The sequence below is a fragment of the Desulfopila sp. IMCC35008 genome, assembly GCF_010646885.2.
GTDB lineage: Bacteria > Desulfobacterota > Desulfobulbia > Desulfobulbales > Desulfocapsaceae > Desulfopila.
Genome location: NZ_CP050700.1, coordinates 4,033,424 through 4,052,136 on the forward strand (window position 1 = coordinate 4,033,424; position 18,713 = coordinate 4,052,136).

15 protein-coding genes are annotated in these 18,713 nt (G+C 50.7%); 7 read left to right on the top strand and 8 right to left on the bottom strand.

Annotated elements, in window-relative coordinates; all coding sequences use genetic code 11:
• Nucleotides 1-34 precede the first annotated feature (34 nt).
• Nucleotides 35-1,585 (bottom strand): glutamine-hydrolyzing GMP synthase, encoded by a 1,551-nt coding sequence (gene guaA, locus GA520_RS17600; RefSeq protein WP_205749253.1) that lies wholly within the window; start codon nucleotides 1,583-1,585, stop codon nucleotides 35-37.
• A 66-nt stretch (nucleotides 1,586-1,651) separates the two neighbouring features.
• Nucleotides 1,652-3,121 (bottom strand): IMP dehydrogenase, encoded by a 1,470-nt coding sequence (gene guaB, locus GA520_RS17605; protein WP_163337732.1) that lies wholly within the window; start codon nucleotides 3,119-3,121, stop codon nucleotides 1,652-1,654.
• A gap of 131 nt (nucleotides 3,122-3,252) precedes the next feature.
• Here guaB and GA520_RS17610 point away from each other — a divergent pair, with 131 nt between their 5' ends.
• Complete coding sequence (locus tag GA520_RS17610; protein ID WP_163337733.1) at nucleotides 3,253-3,861, top strand: L-threonylcarbamoyladenylate synthase; 609 nt, start codon at nucleotides 3,253-3,255, stop codon at nucleotides 3,859-3,861.
• Here the strand turns inward: GA520_RS17610 and GA520_RS17615 are convergent.
• The 6 genes from GA520_RS17615 to GA520_RS17640 form a co-directional block, all read right to left on the bottom strand.
• Nucleotides 3,845-4,129, bottom strand: coding sequence for an HU family DNA-binding protein (locus GA520_RS17615; RefSeq protein WP_163337734.1), 285 nt, complete (start codon nucleotides 4,127-4,129; stop codon nucleotides 3,845-3,847). The genes GA520_RS17610 and GA520_RS17615 overlap by 17 nt on opposite strands.
• Before the next feature lie 143 nt (nucleotides 4,130-4,272).
• Nucleotides 4,273-6,000: a 30S ribosomal protein S1 gene (locus GA520_RS17620; RefSeq protein WP_163337735.1), complete on the bottom strand. Its 1,728-nt coding sequence runs from the start codon at nucleotides 5,998-6,000 to the stop codon at nucleotides 4,273-4,275.
• Nucleotides 6,001-6,405: 405 nt separating this feature from the next.
• Nucleotides 6,406-6,882: a rhodanese-like domain-containing protein gene (locus GA520_RS17625; RefSeq protein WP_163337736.1), complete on the bottom strand. Its 477-nt coding sequence runs from the start codon at nucleotides 6,880-6,882 to the stop codon at nucleotides 6,406-6,408.
• Nucleotides 6,883-6,932: 50 nt separating this feature from the next.
• Nucleotides 6,933-8,468: a DEAD/DEAH box helicase gene (locus GA520_RS17630; RefSeq protein WP_163337737.1), complete on the bottom strand. Its 1,536-nt coding sequence runs from the start codon at nucleotides 8,466-8,468 to the stop codon at nucleotides 6,933-6,935.
• A gap of 109 nt (nucleotides 8,469-8,577) precedes the next feature.
• Nucleotides 8,578-9,261 carry a hypothetical protein gene (locus GA520_RS17635; protein WP_163337738.1) on the bottom strand — a complete coding sequence of 228 codons (684 nt, stop codon included), beginning with the start codon at nucleotides 9,259-9,261 and terminating at the stop codon, nucleotides 8,578-8,580.
• A gap of 51 nt (nucleotides 9,262-9,312) precedes the next feature.
• Nucleotides 9,313-10,485, bottom strand: a complete 1,173-nt coding sequence (locus GA520_RS17640) for a type IV pilus twitching motility protein PilT (RefSeq protein WP_163337739.1) — start codon at nucleotides 10,483-10,485, stop codon at nucleotides 9,313-9,315.
• 145 nt (nucleotides 10,486-10,630) lie between these two features.
• Here GA520_RS17640 and ilvD point away from each other — a divergent pair, with 145 nt between their 5' ends.
• The 6 genes from ilvD to GA520_RS17670 all read left to right on the top strand — a co-directional run bounded on the left by ilvD (nucleotide 10,631) and on the right by GA520_RS17670 (nucleotide 18,664).
• Nucleotides 10,631-12,466 carry a dihydroxy-acid dehydratase gene (ilvD, locus tag GA520_RS17645; RefSeq protein WP_163337740.1) on the top strand — a complete coding sequence of 612 codons (1,836 nt, stop codon included), beginning with the start codon at nucleotides 10,631-10,633 and terminating at the stop codon, nucleotides 12,464-12,466.
• Between the two features lie 200 nt (nucleotides 12,467-12,666).
• Nucleotides 12,667-14,445, top strand: coding sequence for an FAD-dependent oxidoreductase (locus tag GA520_RS17650; RefSeq protein WP_163337741.1), 1,779 nt, complete (start codon nucleotides 12,667-12,669; stop codon nucleotides 14,443-14,445).
• Nucleotides 14,442-16,271: a 2-oxoacid:acceptor oxidoreductase subunit alpha gene (locus GA520_RS17655; protein ID WP_163337742.1), complete on the top strand. Its 1,830-nt coding sequence runs from the start codon at nucleotides 14,442-14,444 to the stop codon at nucleotides 16,269-16,271. The genes GA520_RS17650 and GA520_RS17655 overlap by 4 nt, the downstream gene beginning before the upstream one ends.
• A complete protein-coding gene (locus GA520_RS17660; protein ID WP_163337743.1) occupies nucleotides 16,268-17,320 on the top strand; it encodes a 2-oxoacid:ferredoxin oxidoreductase subunit beta in 1,053 nt (350 codons plus the stop codon). Before GA520_RS17655 ends, GA520_RS17660 begins: the two co-directional genes overlap by 4 nt.
• A 52-nt stretch (nucleotides 17,321-17,372) precedes the next feature.
• A complete protein-coding gene (locus tag GA520_RS17665) occupies nucleotides 17,373-17,954 on the top strand; it encodes a manganese efflux pump MntP family protein (protein ID WP_163337744.1) in 582 nt (193 codons plus the stop codon).
• A 29-nt stretch (nucleotides 17,955-17,983) separates the two neighbouring features.
• The gene (locus tag GA520_RS17670; RefSeq protein WP_163337745.1) at nucleotides 17,984-18,664 is read left to right on the top strand and encodes a hypothetical protein; all 681 of its coding nucleotides are present in this window, start codon (nucleotides 17,984-17,986) and stop codon (nucleotides 18,662-18,664) included.
• Nucleotides 18,665-18,713 lie beyond the last annotated feature (49 nt).

Below are 18,713 nucleotides of genomic sequence, written 5' to 3' on the forward strand. Positions count from 1 at the left end.
GATCGTTCAGAGATGAGCTGCTGCAGTGCCTTCTCTATTCCCATTCTATTGTGGCAGGTGGTTTAGACGATATATCATAAACAACCCGATTCACCCCTCTTACCTCATTGATAATCCTGCTCGATATAACCCCCAGAACATCATACGGCAATCGTGACCAGTCCGCTGTCATCGCATCACGGGAATCAACTGCCCGAATAGCGATGACATTCTCATAGGTACGTCCATCCCCCATCACACCTACAGTCTGGATCGGCAGCAACACAGCAAACGACTGCCACACCTTGCGGTACAAACCATGTTTTCTCATCTCATCAAGCACGATCACATCTGCCTTGCGCAGGATATCGAGACGTTCAGCAGTTACTTCGCCCATGATTCGTATACCGAGCCCCGGTCCGGGGAATGGTTGCCGGTAGATGGCCTCTTCCGGCAAACCGAGTTCAAGCCCCAGCTCACGAACCTCATCCTTAAACAGTTCGCGCAGTGGTTCAATCAGATCCAGTTTCATCACCTCGGGCAACCCGCCCACATTGTGATGCGATTTAATCGGCGCTTCGCCGCGAAAAGAGACAGACTCGATAACGTCGGGATAGAGAGTGCCCTGGGCCAGATATCCTACCTCTCCGATCTTGTGTGCCTCTTCCTCAAAAATCTTAATGAACCCAAGGCCGATCCGTTTACGTTTTACTTCCGGATCCATCACGCCATCCAGTTCACTCAGAAAATAATTCGAGGCATCCACATCGATGACGTTAAGTTTGGTTTTTTCCCTGAAGAAGCGGAGTATGGACTGAGATTCGCCTGTTCTCATCAAGCCGTTGTTGACATAGATGCAGGTCAACTGATCGCCGATGGCCCGATGAACGATGGCAGCAGTCACCGATGAATCGACACCGCCGGAAAGCGCGCAGATTACCCTGTCCTTGCCAACTTTTTCCCGGATTGCTTCCACATTCGCCTCGATAAAGGAGTGCATGGTCCAATTCGGGCTACAGCCACAGATGCCGAAGATGAAATTGCGAAGCACATCGTTGCCGATCAGGGTGTGCGCAACCTCCGGATGAAACTGTACGCCGACAAAGGGTTTATCCGCATAACGGATTGCCGCATAAGGAGAGTGTTCACTGGTAGCCGTGGTTTCAAACCCTTCCGGTAACTGTTCAATCCGGTCGCCATGGCTCATCCAGACCTGGTGTTTACCTTCACCAACCTCAAGACCGGCAAAGAGCCCTTCTGTAAACTCAATCGACAGGTCGGCTTTACCGAATTCTCGTTTATCAGCCTTTTCAACCGCACCACCTAACTGCTGAACCATTAATTGCGCCCCGTAACAGATACCAAGAACGGGAACTCCAAGTTCAAAAACAGCAGGATCCGAATGAGGTGCATCACTGTCATACACTGAGCAGGGGCCACCAGACAAGACAATCCCGGTAGGAGCCAGCTTCCTCAAGTTTTCAATGGAAATGGAAAAAGGATGGATCTCACTATAGACCTTCTGCTCTCGGATTCTTCTGGCAATCAGCTGGGTCGTTTGGGAGCCGAAATCGAGAATGACAATTTTTTCATCATGAATATTCATGGATATGCTCTCTTTATAAAACTCATTATTTCGATGAACAGCCGGACAGGGGTACTGCCGCTCCTGTTATGCAGTTCTGTAATTCGGTGCTTCCTTGGTGATAATCACGTCATGGACGTGGGACTCACGCAAACCGGCCGGTGAGATTCGTACAAATTTAGCTTTTTGCTGGAGCTCCTCTATGGTCCCGGCCCCTACATACCCCATACCAGACCGGAGTCCACCAAGCAACTGGTAGATGACGTTCATGATCGGTCCTCGGTAGGGGACCTTTCCTTCGATTCCTTCAGGTACAAGTTTCGAGGTCGAACTCACCTCAGACTGGAAATACCTGTCTGAAGAACCTTCACTCTGGCTCATCGCCCCAAGGGAACCCATGCCTCGATATCCTTTATAGGTACGCCCCTGATACAAAAAGGTATCACCTGGTGTTTCGTCAGTACCAGCAAAGAGACTACCAAGCATGACGGTGTGGGCTCCAGCACCAATTGCCTTGGCCAATTCACCGGAGTGCTTGATACCACCGTCGGCAATAATCGGGATTCCGTGTTTGTTACCCGCTTTAACACAATCGCGAATGGCACTCATCTGCGGCACTCCGATCCCGGCCACAATCCTGGTGGTACAGATAGATCCTGGTCCGACACCAACCTTCACTGCACTGGTTCCCGCCTTGATAAGTGCTTCTGCTGCTTCTTCTGTCGCCACATTGCCAGCGATGATCGGCAGATCAGGGAACGCTCCACGGACCCGTTCAACAGCCGTGATAACCCCCCTGGAATGACCATGTGCCGAATCGATAGCGACGACATCAACACCAGCCCTCAGCAGTTTTTCGGCATTTGCCTCAATATTACCGCTCACGCCAAGAGCCGCACCAACCAGCAAACGACCAAACTCATCCTTGGCGGCCAGCGGATATTTCTTAATCTTCTCAAGATCCTTTATGGTAATAAGGCCTTTGAGGGCACCATTATCATCAACCACCAGTAATTTTTCAATCCTGTGTTCATGCAACAGCGCCTTGGAGTGCTCAAGGTCGATACCAACCTTTGCGGTCACCAGGTTCTTTGAGGTCATAACGTCTGATACACGCAGGTCACTATCGGAGACAAAGCGAAGGTCGCGGTTGGTTACTATACCCACCAGCATGCCTTCGTGGAGAACGGGCAGTCCGGAAATCTTATAGGTGGACATGATCTCCTGCACTTCACGAACGGATTGGTTTCTGTTCACCGTTATCGGGTCGATAATCATACCCGATTCCGATTTTTTTACCCGCTCAACCTCGAGCACCTGCTGTTCGGTCGACATGTTCTTATGGATAATACCGATGCCACCTTCACGTGACATGGCAATCGCCGTACGGTGTTCGGTCACGGTATCCATAGCCGAACTGACAAGGGGGGTGTTGAGGGAAATGGTATCGGTAAGCTTGGTGGCCAGGGAAACCTCGTTGGGAAGGACCTCCGATGCGGCCGGAACAAGGAGAAGGTCATCAAAAGTTAGTGCTGTTTCAATTGTATCTGGTAACATAGTCCCTCCTTTTCAGGGATAGAGGCAGTAGTGAGGAGTGTAAATGCACTTCAGGTTCGCCGGTAATTCCGGCCCGGGGCAGCAGGGACATACAAAGAGCCCTGCTTCAACAATCAAGGATGTAATTAATAATGTTATTGGAAATAAACCCGTTTAACCCCCAGCCACGCCTCATGAAGCAGGTGGCTGACCGATTACGAAACGGGGCCGTTATCTGCTACCCTACCGATACAGGATACGGTATCGGCTGCGACATGTTCAACTCGAAGGCCATCAAGCGGATCGTCCAGCTGAAAAGCCGGCCAAAAAACAAACCGTTTTCATTCATGTGTTCAGACCTTACTCATATTGCAAAATATGCTCACGTCTCGAATACCGCCTACAGGCTGTTGAAAAAATCATTACCGGGGCCATACACTTTTGTACTCCCGGCCACCAAGATCGTGCCCAAGGTGATGGTAACGAAGCAGAAAACAGTGGGTATACGTGTTACCGAAAACAATATCAGCCAACTGCTGATATCGGTCCTGGGTAACCCCATCGTCAATACAAGTCTCCCGGCAGAGGATGAACCACCACCGGGAGAACCTTTTGAGATAGATCTGATGATTGGCAACAGGGTCGACCTTATTATCGACGGCGGCCCTGTTTATCCAGATCCTTCTTCTCTCATAGACCTCACGGGAGATTATCCCATAATCCTCCGTGAGGGTAAAGGCGACGTTACGCCGTTTCTTTAATCAGTGCTTCTTTTAATGATTTACTCATAGTGAAGTGCAAGGTGTTGCGCTGAGGAATATCCATCATCTTACCGGTTCGGGGATTCTTGGTGCAACGCGGTTTACGCTGCCTGACGGAAAAAGAACCAAAACCACGCAACTCAATCCTGCGCTTTTCTTCCAGGGCCTTGACCATAGTTTCAAGAATTATATCCACAGCCAGGGCTACATCCTGCTTCTGCAGTGAAAGCTGATCACTTACCTTATCTACAATATCTTTCTTTAACATCTCTTCTTCTACCCACAAGCGGTGCACATTCCGCCTCAGCCAGCCCGGTGTACACCTGGTTCTTCATCTATAAAAAAAGGTTGTTTTGCCAAATCACTCCGGCAAAACAACCTTATCTACAAAAACGTACCAACAATGCCGGATTATGCTTCTTCGTCTCCTGCACCGCCGCTTTCCTGCGCAGCTTTGAGCAGATCACCGAAGGTTGATGGTGTATTGTCGTCTGCGACAGTATCCCCGGCTTTATATGCCTCAGCACCACCTTCACCGTCACCCTCAAGGGTCTTGACGGAGAGGCCGATCTTACGATCTTTGGCTGATACGTTAATAACGATAGCCTTCAGGACATCACCGACCTGATACATACCAACCGGGGTCTTGACCTTGTCCTTGCTGATCTCAGAGACGTGTACCAGACCCTCGATACCTTCTTCCAGTTTCACGAATACGCCGAAATCTGTAACGTTGGTGATCTCACCTTCAACAACGGTTCCGGAAGGATAGTTGTTGTAGGCTGCCTGCCATGGATCGGGAACAAGCTGTTTGACGCCCAGAGAAAATCTCTCGTTCTCACGATCGATCTTGAGCACAACTGCCTGGATGGTCTCACCCTTTGAGTATTTCTCTGAAGGATGCTTGATACGCTCAGTCCAGGACAAGTCGGAAACGTGGATGAGGCCGTCGATGCCTTCCTCGATACCGATAAAAACACCGAAGTCAGTGATGTTCTTGATTTTGCCCTCTATAACGGAGCCAACCGGGTAGTTCTCGGTAACGAGATCCCATGGGTTCTGCTGAAGCTGCTTCATACCCAGGGAGATACGCTTGGTCTCAGGCTCAATGTTGAGCACCATGACTTCCACAGCGTCACCTACTGAAACCATCTTGGAAGGATGACGCGGCTTCTTGGACCAGGTCATCTCGGATACGTGAATCAAACCTTCCACGCCCTCCTCGAGTTCTACGAACACGCCATAATCGGTGATGGATACAACCTTTCCGGTGGTCTTCTCGTTCAGCGGATAACGATCGGTAACCGTCTCCCAGGGATCTTCGCGGAGCTGTTTGATACCCAGGGAAACTCGGTCATTATCTTTATCGTACTTCAGAACCTTAACCTCAACTTCCTGGCCAACCTTGTACATCTTGGCTGGATGGGAAACACGTCCCCATGAGAGATCGGTAATATGACAAAGTCCGTCCATTCCGCCCATGTCGATAAACAGACCGTAGTCGGTAATGTTGGTGATGGCACCGCTGATGATCTGTCCTTCCTCGAGTTTGGAACGCATCTCTTCACGAAGTTTGTTACGTGCTTCCTCAAGGATTGCCCGACGGGAGATAACGACGTTGTTTCTCTTCTTGTTGAACTTGAGAATCTTGAAATCGTATGCCTCACCAATCAGTGCGTCGAGGTCTTTTACCGGACGCAGATCAATCTGGGAATATGGCAGGAAGGCTGGAACGCCGATATCAACAGACATACCGCCCTTGACACGACTTTCGATCTTACCTTCAATGGTACCGTCATCTTCCTGGATTTTCGCGATGTCTTCCCAAACCTTGATGGCAATCGCTTTCTCACGGGAAAGCAGGAGTCCACCTTCGTCCTTACGACGTTCGACGAACACCTCAAAGGTGTCACCGATTGTTACTTCCTGATCTTCTTCCAAACGGAATTCGGACTTGGCAATATAACTCTCCGCCTTATCTCCGACATCTACAAGAAAGTAATCGTCTTCTGTTCCGATGATGGTTCCGATAGCGACATCGCCAACGGCAACAACGGTGTTGTTTTCTTCCATCTCGAAGAGTTCGGCAAAACTCAGCTCTTCGCCACTGGTCTGGGTTGATTTTAATTCTTCTGTCATATGAGTGTGTATTGCACCAGCCTCGAAAGGCCGTGCCCCAATGAAAGTTGCGTGCGGGCAATCCCTGCACATTATGATTTTTGCTGTTTCCTGGAATACAACAAACAGCGCCTTTAAGCGTTAGAACATTACTTTATACCAGATTTTCAACACAAGAACAACATGTTCCTCTCTACTAATCGCAAATTATTTTTCTTTTTCCAGTTGAGGCCTCAACAAGAAACATAACCTGCTGGCAACACTGAAATACTTTCAGCCCCCTCATGGAAAGAAGGTGGTGTATGGAGAGTTCAGCTGGGGAGTGGAGATAAACCGCTGCGTGAAAACTCCGACCACAGGCGCTCCACACACCCCCATAATCTTTCGAAAAAGGCATGAGGAAAAAACTGTGAGGAGACATCCTGACTATTCGCCCGTCACCAGCGGCAAGCCTTCCTTGTACCAACCCATGATCCCGCCACGCAGGTTATAGAGGAAGGGATATCCTCTTTTCTGCAGATAAAGCCCCGCGCCATAGCTCCTGCCCCCTACCGCACATACCAGTAGCAGCGGCTTATCCTTTGGCAGGGTCTCATCACCTTTTACAATGTCCATAAAGGAAACAGCTACGGAGTCTTTTATCCTCGCCTCTTTTCTTTCTTCAGGGGTACGTACATCCACAACGATCAGTTCAGGATTATTCTGAATAAGTTGATACGCCTCTTGGGGCAGGACAGAAATATAGTGGGGCTCTGGCGCAGGTGCCTCGACAGCAGGAGCCGGGGGCGGGACAGGATTCGTATTCTGTCCCTGCTCCCCTGTTTCGTCTGAACAACCTGCCAGCACCATAACGAAAAAAATGAGCACTAACTGCTGCCACGATCTGATACTCTTATAGTCCATGATTTTTCGGATTGGGATTGATAAGAAATATTCCGGAGGGGCACTGCGAACTATCCTGCTTTACTCTCTGGTTTCTGCTGCTTTGATGTATGCGGTTTTCGCCTTCTCCCCCGAGGCCTGCTATTACCCGGCTTTCTCTTCATTGCCTGCGTCGGTTTTTTACTCTCGGGAACAGGTTGTAACAACTCATCTGTCGGCGGACTGCAGGGAAGCGAGCGTCCTATGTACTCTTCGATATCGGGCAGGTAAAAGGCCCCTTCCTCACAGGCGAAACTGACGGAGACGCCACTTGCACCTGCCCTGCCGGTCCTGCCGATACGATGAACATAATCCTCCGGTTCAAAAGGCAGACTATAGTTCACCACAAAGCTGATACCTTCAATATGAATGCCCCGGCCCGCCACATCCGTGGCCACCAGCACTTTCACCTTACCGCTACGAAAACGCTCCAGCCGTTTTTCCCGCTTTGTCTGTGGCACATCTCCGGAGAGAAGTACACACTCTATACCATCCCTGTTCAGCCGTTCGCTCAGTTTCCGGACCTCACTTTTCATGTTGGCAAACACCATGATTTTGTCGTCCGACTGCTGGCGAATCAAATTATACAGTACCGGGTACTTCTCTTCCGTTGTTACTAGATAGACCCGCTGATCAATCACATCCACGGCGACCTGATCGGATTCGGCCTCAACATATTGCGGCTTTACACACCACTGATAGGCGAGACGTTTCACGTCATCTGAAACCGTGGCGGAAAAAAGCAAGGTCTGCCGTTCCTCCTTGGAGGGAATCCGGCTGATGATACGCCGAACATCTGGGATAAAACCCATATCGAGCATACGGTCACCCTCATCGATAACCATGATATTGCAGTCCCCAAAAGAAATCACTCTTTTGTTAGCAAAATCCAGAAGACGGCCCGGTGTGGCTACCATAATATCGACAGGTTTATGCCGCAAGGTATCCATCTGTTTTTCGTAGTTGGCCCCCCCATAGACTGGCTCAATACGCAGATTGGTGTACTTTCCAAGTTTGCGGCCATCCTTTGCAATCTGGATCACGAGTTCCCTGGTCGGTGCGATTATAAGCGCCCTGGGGGCTCCGTTTTTGCCACTCCTTTTACGGTTATTCAGGAGTCTTGAAAAAATAGCAACCAGGAAGACTGCACTTTTCCCGGTTCCGGTATTAGCCTTACCAACCAGATCACCGCCATCGAGCACTAATGGTAATGCCTTGGCCTGGATCGGGGTACAATATTCAAATTGTTCGTCGGCAATGCCATGCATAACCGTCAGGGGAAGGTCAAAATCGTGAAACCGGACCTGTCCCTTTTTAGGAGTTACCTGAAATTCCTCCAGGGTCCAACGTGGCTTTTTAGAGCGGGTTCCCGGTTTTCGCACAGGCTGTACAGGATCAACCGGAGCAGCATCAACGTTTGGGGGAGGAAGAGTTTCCTGTTTTTCAACACCAGTTGTTGACTGTTCTGCATCAATTCCTTTCTGACTGTCGGAGGATTTTCGTTTTAACAGTGTTGAACGGGCAAGTGTTGCCAGCTTTTTCCGGGCATGCCCGATAAGTTTTTTCATTATAAATAAGTAACACGGCCGACAGAGACAGCCATTCATCCTGTAATCCCGGATAAATGGCTGTCTCTGTCGGCCTTAAAGAAGCGACAAGCAGGTTGTTTATTCCTCTTTACTTGCCATATATACGCATCTCTTCCATCAACGGACCAAAGAGATTTTCATAGTCAGGTATAGCCTTGCGTAAAATCACACCTAAATACTTCACATCATTATCATTAACCACTATATTGGCAGAATACGACAAGGCCTGCAAATCGTACAGGGTATTCATTTCCTTGCCTATAAGCGCAAAAAAGATGTATCTGCGCTTTGACATGCTCATATTACGAAGATAGGCATAAAACTGTCCGTTTTCAAGGCCTCCCGGTTCAAAATCGTCATGAAGCATGACACTGGCATAGTTTACGAACTCCATTTTTTCCATGGCGGCCCGGCCGCTCTTTGCGACTTCCGCCCGGTATCCCAGCCCCTCCACCGCTTTGATAACCTCATCCCGACCGTTCACTTCAGGGACCATGACAAGTGCCAGGGGAATCTCCTCAACCACGTCACTGTCTTCATACACCCCTTCCTCAAGCCATGAGACATCAGGCGGTTCAGGAGGAGAGACCTTCAGTGGACCGGATGGTCGACCGCCGCCTTTACCAAACATGGTAGAATCCAAGGCAAAAGGCTCACCGCACTTGGTGCACTTGATCTTCACCTTCTGACCCGGCTTCAACCCCTGCAGGTTTTCCTTGAACTTATCACTGAACTTGAGCTGTTTATTGCAATGAGGGCAGGTTACTATCATGTTCTCCTCGCGTAGCATTTATTAATGCAAAATAAGACTGAAAATTTGATTCTATCGCAGATAGGGGTTTTCCTCTTCTTCTTCCATGCCCAACCCCTGGAGAGTTGAGGTCGCCTCACCGCGCTCCGCCTTCAACCTGTCAAGTCCGCGGGTGATTTCGTTTCGTTGTGAACAATATGTTATAGCCGTTTCTTCTGTAACCAGGCCACGACTGAACAGTTCCAGGATATGCTGGTCGAAAGTCCGCATCTGGAGTGCGGCACCTTCCTTGATTATATTGTAGTAAGTCTTCTCTTCGGATTCACCATTCAGGATGAGATCCTTGACACGCAGACTGGTTCGTAAAATTTCCATGGCAGCCACACGTCCACCGCCGATTTTCGGCAACAGACGCTGTCCAACGATCCAGCGGATCGAATCCACCAGGCGGTGCCGGATCTGCGGTTGCTCTTCTTGCTCAAACATGCCGAGAATACGGTTGATAGTCTGACCGGCGTCGATGGTATGCAGGGTCGAGAAGACAAGGTGACCCGTTTCCGCCGCGGTCATACCGATCTCCATTGTTTCCCTGTCCCGCATCTCACCAACCAGGATAACCTTGGGGGCCTGCCTGAGTGCGGCCCTCATTCCGACACCAAAGGTGGAAAAATCGTTCCCCATTTCACGCTGGTTGAAAGTCGCCATATGCTGCTTGTGAACATATTCAATAGGATCTTCAAGGGTAACCACATGGACCGGTCGGGTCTGGTTGATCCGGTTCAGAAGGGCTGCAAGCGAGGTGGTTTTACCGGTACCGGTCGCACCGGTAAACAGCACCAGCCCGTTCAGTTCACCCGCCATATCACCGAAAGCGTCAGGAAACTGCATGCCCTCAATAGACGGTACGTCCGTTTCAAGTTTTCTCAGAATGGTTGTAAAATAACCCTTCTGGGTAAAGATATTAACCCTGAAACGAGCCTTGTCGGACAGGGAGTACGAAAGATCGCAGGATCCGTTTTCAACAAGATCCCGCAATAAGCGGCGGTTATTACCTATCAGATTGAGGGCAAATGTTTCTGTTTGAAACGGCGTCAATTCCTTGATGGCCGGTTGAACCTCAACCGGAACGAGCCTACCAGCCGACTCTACTTGCAGTGTCTTTCCCACCGTAATATTCAGGTCGGATACATTGCTGTGGGACTCCAGCATGGCTGTAATCCAGTATTCAATTTCAGTCTTTTTCATGACAGTCTCCGGAAAAAATGTGCAATAACCCTCACTTTCATAGTATATTGTCTATAAAACAGCAAGAATTTCAATCATTTTTTCATGTTAAAAGCATTCGGAAAAATTTCTCGGACAGCTTTTCCGCTACAACAAGGTGTAACTAATGGCAATACAACTGCGAAGCGCAACCACGACCCAAGGAAGAAGAATGGCCGGTGCCCGGAGTCTCTGGCGGGCAAACGGAATGAAGGAGGAACATTTCCGTAAACCTGTTATCGGCATCGCCAACTCATTCACCCAGTTCGTACCCGGGCACGTTCATCTGCACGAAATAGGTCAGCACGTAAAGAAACTGATAGAGGCACAGGGATGTTTCGCAGCTGAATTTAACACCATTGCCATCGACGACGGTATCGCCATGGGTCACTCGGGCATGCTGTATTCACTCCCTTCACGCGAGCTTATAGCCGATAGTGTTGAATACATGTGCAACGCCCACACGGTAGATGCCCTGGTCTGCATCTCCAACTGCGATAAAATCACCCCCGGCATGCTGATGGCCGCCATGCGCCTGAACATCCCCACCATTTTCGTTTCCGGTGGTCCCATGGAAGCCGGTGTGGATGGTGATAAACGTTATGACCTGGTAGATGCCATGGTCATGGCTGCCGATCAATCGGTGAGTGATTCAGAAATCGAGCAGGTGGAACGGTGCGCCTGCCCGACCTGCGGTTCCTGTTCCGGGATGTTCACCGCCAACTCCATGAACTGCCTCAACGAAGCACTGGGAATGGCTCTGCCGGGTAACGGCACCGTAGTGGCCACCCATAGCCATCGGAAAAGCCTGTTTGAAGAGGCAGCCGGACGCATCGTGAAGATGGCCGAGGCCTGGTATGAAAATGAGGACAGCTCTGTGCTGCCGCGCTCCATTGCCAGCAAGGCTGCCTTTATGAATTCTATGGCGCTTGATATCGCCATGGGAGGTTCCACCAATACCGTACTGCACCTGCTGGCCATCGCCAGCGAAGCGGAAGTCGACTTCACCATGAACGACATCGATGAATTATCCAGAAAGGTCCCGGTACTCTGCAAGGTCTCGCCGTCCTCAGCCTACCATATAGAAGACGTGCACAGGGCAGGCGGTATCATGTCCATCCTGGGTGAACTCGACCGTGCCGGACTGATTGATACCTCTGTCAGCCGTGTCGACAACCCAACCCTGAAAGACACACTTGATACATTCGACCTGATTCGCGACAGTCATACCGAGGACGCCGAGGATCTGTACAGCGCCGCCCCAGCCTCTGCAGGTTTGAACCTGGTCATGGGCTCTCAGTCCAGCCGGTTCAAGGAGCAAGACCTCGACAGGAGTGCAGGCTGCATCCGTAACCTTGAAGGCTGCTACTCAACCGACGGAGGGCTCGCCGTCCTGTTCGGCAATATCGCAGAAAGAGGTTGTATAGTTAAAACAGCTGGTGTCGATCCGTCCATTCTGAAATTTACCGGTACCGCCCGGGTCTTCTCATCCCAGGATGCGGCCTGTGAAGCGATCCTGGGTGGAGCGATAAAGGCCGGCGATGCCCTTATCATCCGCTATGAAGGTCCGAAAGGCGGGCCTGGCATGCAGGAGATGCTGTACCCCACATCGTACCTGAAATCGATCCACCTTGGAGCCGAATGCGCGCTCATTACCGACGGACGTTTCTCCGGCGGTACCTCCGGGCTCTCAATCGGCCATGTCTCTCCAGAAGCAGCAGCGGGAGGGGCCATTGGGCTGGTGGAGAATGGTGATACCATCGAGATCGATATCCCCAACAGGACTATCAACGTGGCTGTGGATGATAAAACGCTGGCCGAAAGAAAGGAAAAGGAGCAGGCCAATGGTGACACTGCTTTCACACCGCGTGACAGGGATCGCACGGTCTCAAAGGCTCTGAAAGCCTATGCCCTGTTTGCAGCATCAGCAGATAAGGGTGCCGTTAGAATACTCCCGGATTAATCCTGCCATATGACCATAACCGGGAAGAACCCGGTTATGGTGGTCCTCCGCCCATGCGATATCAAAGCCAAAACCACGCCCAACTATCTGTCAATCGTCATCATTTTTTTCCCAAATCTATTGAATTAATAAAATATCATACATAGTATGAATTGTGCGAAAATAAATCACTTTACCTATTCTGCATGTGAGGCGACAACTTGAAGCCGACGAAAATAAACAATCCTGAATACTTTCATAAGGTTATCGACTGCCAGTACGCTTGTCCCGCTCATACCCCGGTGCCGGAATACATCCGCTTGATCGACAATGAACAATATGCGGATGCTTACATGGTCAATTGGGAATCAAACGTATTTCCCGGTATCCTTGGTCGGATCTGCGACCGCCCCTGCGAACCGGCTTGCCGGAGAGGACGAATAGATGAGGAGCCGGTGGCCATCTGCAGGCTCAAGAGAGTTGCTGCCGATTTCAAGCCCTCGGTTAAAGAGAGGCTTCCCAAGGCTCCTCAAGAAAAAAACGGTAAGAAGATCGGTCTCATCGGCGGCGGCCCTGCCTCGCTCACCGTGGCGAGAGATTTGATACTACTTGGATATGAGATCGACCTTTACGACGATCAACAGAAAATGGGCGGGTTCATCCGCACCCAGGTCCCCTCTTTCCGGTTACCTGCTGAAGTACTGGATGAGGAAATCGACCAGATCCTCGACCTCGGTATTACCTGCTATCATGGTGCATATATACCAAGCCTGAAATCATTCCTTGAGAAAGGATATGATGCTGTCTTCATCGGTACCGGGGCTCCAAGAGGCAGAGACCTGCCCGACCTCCCGGGTCGCACTGAAGGCGACGACCAGGTTCACCTCGGTATTGAATGGCTTGCCGCCATCCTTTACCGCCATATCACCAAGGCCGGAGACCGGGTACTGGTATTAGGTGGTGGCAACACTGCCATGGACTGCTGCCGCACGGCACGACGACTTGGCGGTAAAGACGTAAAAGTCATCGTCCGCAGCCCGCGTGAGGAGATGAAAGCGTCACCGTGGGAGATCGAAGATGCCGAGCGTGAAGATATCGAGATCATCGACAATCATGTCCCTTTGGAATTTGTAGTTGAGAACGGTACGCTCATCGGCATGAAATTTGACAGGGTGAAGCCGGAATATGACGATTCTGGACGACGTAAGCTGATATCGACGGGCGAGGAACCTGTCTTTATCGAATGTGACGAGGTGCTGCTTGCCGTTGGCCAACACAACGCCTACCCCTGGATAGAACAGGACATCGGCCTGGAGTTTTCGGAATATGGCACACCGGTGATACATAAAGAGACACTGCAATCCACACTGCCCAGAGTCTTTTTCGGTGGTGACGCCGCATTCGGCCCTCAAAATGTCATCACCGCAGTGGCCCATGGACATCAGGCCGCGATCTCCATCGACCTTTTTTGTCGAGGCGAGGATCTCACCAAATGGCCGGAACCTGAAGTGGCTCTCAACAGCCAGAAAATGGGTATCCACGACTGGCTCTATGAAAGCCACGTCACCGATGAAGACCGGCAGGAAGTACCCATGGCGGACAAAAAACTCTCCATCCAGGACCGGTTGCTCGAAGTCGAGCTCGGTTTTGACCATGACAGAGGACAGAGAGAGGCCCAGCGCTGTCTCAATTGCGATGTACAGACTATTTTCGATCACACCACCTGTATCGAATGTGACGGCTGCGTGGATATCTGCCCCACCTCCTGCATCACCTTTCTTGAAAACGGGGATGAGGAGGAATTGCGGAAGCGCCTTATCATTCCGGCTGAAAACATCAAGCAGTCGCTCTATGTCTCGGACGAGCTCCCTACTAATCGTATCATGGTGAAGGACGAGAACGTCTGCCTGCACTGCGGTCTCTGTGCGGAACGATGCCCCACCTCCTCGTGGGAAATGGTGAAGTTCATCTATAAAGCACCCCAGACTAAAGTGATATGAACAGAATAGAACGCATCAACGATTTCGTAATCCGTTTTGCCAACGTCAACGGCTCCGGCTCGGCCAGCGCAAACAATCTCTTCGCCAAGGCAATCTTCAGGCTGGGGGTCCCGGTAAGCCCCAAAAACATTTTCCCCTCCAATATCCAGGGACTGCCAACCTGGTATGAGGTCCGGGTGAACGAGCAGGGCTACCTGGGCCGGCGAGCCGGGATCGATATAATGGTAGCGGTAAACGGCCAGACACTCGTTAAGGATTACAATGACGTACAAAGCGGGGGCTATTTCTTTTACGACGCCACCCGGCGACTGCCGGATGAGTGTAACCGTGAAGATATTACCGTTTTTGGGGTACCGCTGACGGAACTCTGCAATAGCGCCTTTGAAAATCCGAAACTGCGGCAATTGCTTAAAAACATCATCTATGTCGGCTCCCTTTCCTACCTGCTCGATATTGAGTTTAAGGTTCTAACCGAATCGATTACCCGTCAGTTCAAGAAGAAACCGAAACTTGCCGAACCAAACATCAAGGCACTTGAGATAGGGTTCGAATACGCAAAAACTCATTTTGAAGACCAGTGTGGACTCTCTATACAGCGTCGTGACCTGCTGGGAGACGCCATACTCACTGACGGCAACAGCGCCGCAGCATTAGGAGCCGTTTACGGAGGGGTGACAGTTGCCGGCTGGTATCCGATCACACCCTCAACCTCTGTCATCGAAGCCTTTGAACGATATACAAACATATACAGGCAAGAAGATGGACTGAAAAAAGTAGCCATTATCCAGGCGGAAGATGAGCTTGCAGCCCTCGGCATCGTGATCGGTGCATCCTGGAACGGCGCCCGTTCCTTTACGGCGACCTCCGGCCCCGGTGTCTCGCTGATGAGTGAGTTTTTAGGCTTGGCCTACTTTGCCGAAGTCCCGGTAGTGCTCATCGATGTGCAAAGAACAGGCCCTTCCACCGGTATGCCCACCCGGACGCAGCAATCTGATATTTTTGCCGCAGCCTACGCCTCACACGGTGACACCAAAAACCTCCTGCTCTTTCCATGTGATCCACGTGAGTGTTTTGAGTTGACCGCCGAGGCTCTTGACCTGGCGGAGCGGTTACAGACCCCGGTTATTATCATGAGCGATCTTGACCTGGGCATGAACGATCATGTCAGCCCGCCCTTTTCATGGGACGATAGCCGCACATACGATCGCGGCAAGGTACTGAATGCAAGCCAGCTTGATGATTTACAAGAGAAATGGGGCCGATACCTTGATGTGGATGGGGACGGCATCTGCTATCGCACCCTGCCCGGCACCCACCCGACCAAAGGCGGATATTTCACAAGAGGCTCATCCCATAACGAATATGCCGCCTATACCGAAGACAACGCTGCCTATAAACGCAACATGGAGAGGTTGTTAACCAAATGGGAGACGGCAAAAACAATGGTCCCCGGCCCCCACATAAAAATAAGAGGAGCACAGTCCGGTATCGGTGCCCTCTTTTTCGGCACCACGACACATGCGGCCTATGAAGCCATCGAACGACTTGAAAAACAGGGCACAACGGTGAACACCATGCGAATCAGGAGTTTCCCGTTCACCACTGAAGTGCTCGATTTCATCGAACAGCATGAAACAATTTTTATTATCGAACAGAACCGCGATGCCCAGCTGCGCACTCTGCTTCTGGCCGAACACAGGATTGCCCAGAAAAAGCTGGTATCCGTCCTCTGTTTTGACGGACTGCCCATAACAGCAGATTTTATTACTGAAGAATTACAGGCACACCTTAACGGCCAACAAGAGACCACGGGAGGCAGCAAATGAGTTATACACGTCCGAACTTTCGCCACCCGGCACAACAGAAAAACGATAAGGGGTATTCTAAACATGATTATGAGGGAGCCATCTCCACTCTCTGCGCAGGCTGCGGTCACGACTCGATAAGTAATGCCATTATCCAGGCCTGTTTTGAGATGTCTGTCGACCCTCACCGGGTTGCCAAGCTCTCGGGTATAGGGTGCTCCTCAAAAACGCCTGCCTACTTCCTTGGCAAATCACACGGGTTCAATTCCGTCCACGGCAGGATGCCTTCCATTGCCACCGGGGCCAACATGGCCAATAGAGACCTGCTCTATATCGGCGTTTCCGGCGACGGAGATACCGCCTCCATCGGCATGGGCCAGTTCGCCCATGTTCTCAGGCGCAACCTGAACATGAACTACGTCTGCATGAACAATGGCTGCTACGGCTTGACCAAGGGCCAGGACTCAGCAACGGCAGATAAGGGGTCTGCGGGCAAAAAAGGCAAACCGAACCCGTTTGAGTCTATTGACCTTTGTGAAATCGCCATCCAGCTCGGGGCAAGTTTTGTAGCCAGGGGATTCTCCGGCGACAAACAGCAGCTGGTGCCGCTGCTCAAAGCGGCAATCGCCCACAACGGTCTGGCTTTTCTTGATGTCATTTCTCCTTGTGTAACCTTCAACAATACCGATAGCTCTACCAAAAGCTACCAGTATGTGAGAGAACACAGCGAGGCTACCGGCACCTTTGATTTTATTCCTTTACAGAAGGAAATCCTTACCCGTTACGATGAAGGCTCCAGCCAGCTGGTCGCCATGCATGACGGTTCAACCATCCAGCTTCACAAGCTGGACCACAACTTTGACGTAACGGACCGCAAACGTTCAGTGAACAAGCTTGAAGAAGAAAAGGAAAAAGGCAGACTGCTGACCGGAGTCATCTACGTCAACCCTGCAAGCAAGGATACGCACGATATTATCGAAACAGTTCCCCGCCCACTCAACAGTCTCACCCAGGGCGAATTATGCCCCGGCAGTGAGGCGCTGGAAAAAATCAACGAGAGCCTGAGGTAACTGTTCGAGACGGACCCACACCTCCGTGTGAGAGTGGTTCAAACGAAATATCATGTCCTATCTAACCATATTCGGTATTGCCGTGGCACTGGCCATGGACGCGTTCGCCGTCTCTATCGCCGTTGGCATAAGCCTGAAAAAAATCAGCCCACGCCAGACCTTTCGTCTCTCTTACCATTTCGGCCTGTTCCAGGCTCTTATGCCGGTTATCGGCTGGTGGTCGGGCACAGCTGTTCGCGGGTTTGTGGAGAATTACGCACACTGGATCGCCTTCGGCCTGCTGGCCGCCGTCGGTACAAACATGATTCGTGAGGCATTTCAGCTTGATGAGGAGGAAACACACGAGAAGGACTCAACCAGAGGAGTCACCCTGGTCATCCTTTCCATCGCCACCTCCATCGATGCCCTGGCGGTCGGTTTTTCCATCTCCCTGCTCAATCAAGCCATTATCACCCCTGCCATCATCATCGGGATTGTCGCCGCCCTCTTTACCCTTATCGGCATGCACCTGGGTACCAAGGTCGCAACCTTTAAACATTTAAGTCTTTATGCAGAGCTTCTCGGCGGCACCGTTCTCTGGCTCATTGGTTTCAAGATTCTTTACGATCATGGCATCCTGGGTCTCTTTTTTTAATATTCTTCAATAAATAGTAAATCACCGTCATGCTGCCAAAAGAACTCACCTCACAAATCCGCCACGCCTTCCTGCAAAACCTCATCCCCGGAATATTCCTGTGGATCATAGCTATAACAATTTGTTTTTCATACTATTTTGCCCCATCGGCGCAACCCGTGTTTGAGGCGGTTGCCACACTCAAAGTAAAATACGGCATAGTATATTCCTCCTGTGCCACAGCCCTTTTCGGCGGACTGATTCCCTTCCTCTATTTCCTGTTGACAAAACAAACGGGTAAAAGCCCTGTTGCCGAGCTCACCTTTTACCTGCTGTTCTGGGGCATGAAGGGAATCGAGGTGGATCTTTTCTACCGGCTCCAAGGAATAATTTTCGGAACAGACAACAGCATATCCACGGTGTTCATCAAAACTCTTGTAGACCAGGGATTCTATGCCCCGTTCTGGGCCGTACCCACCATTGCCATCGCCTACCTCTACAAGGAGTCCGGGTTCAAAATCAAATCGTGCCTGGCTCAGGTTGACAGACGGTTTATCACCTTGACCATCCCGACCATTGTCCTCTCAAACATGATAGTCTGGCTCCCCTCGGTAACCATTATTTACCTCATGCCGCCAAACCTGCAGGTTCCCCTGTTTAATCTGGTCCAATGCTTTTTTGCCCTGTTGCTCAACATCCTTGGCAAAAAGTCAGCCAATAATTCTGACTGAATTAAAAGGAAAAATCCGCTACACTGTCTGGGTATGAACCTGTGTTACC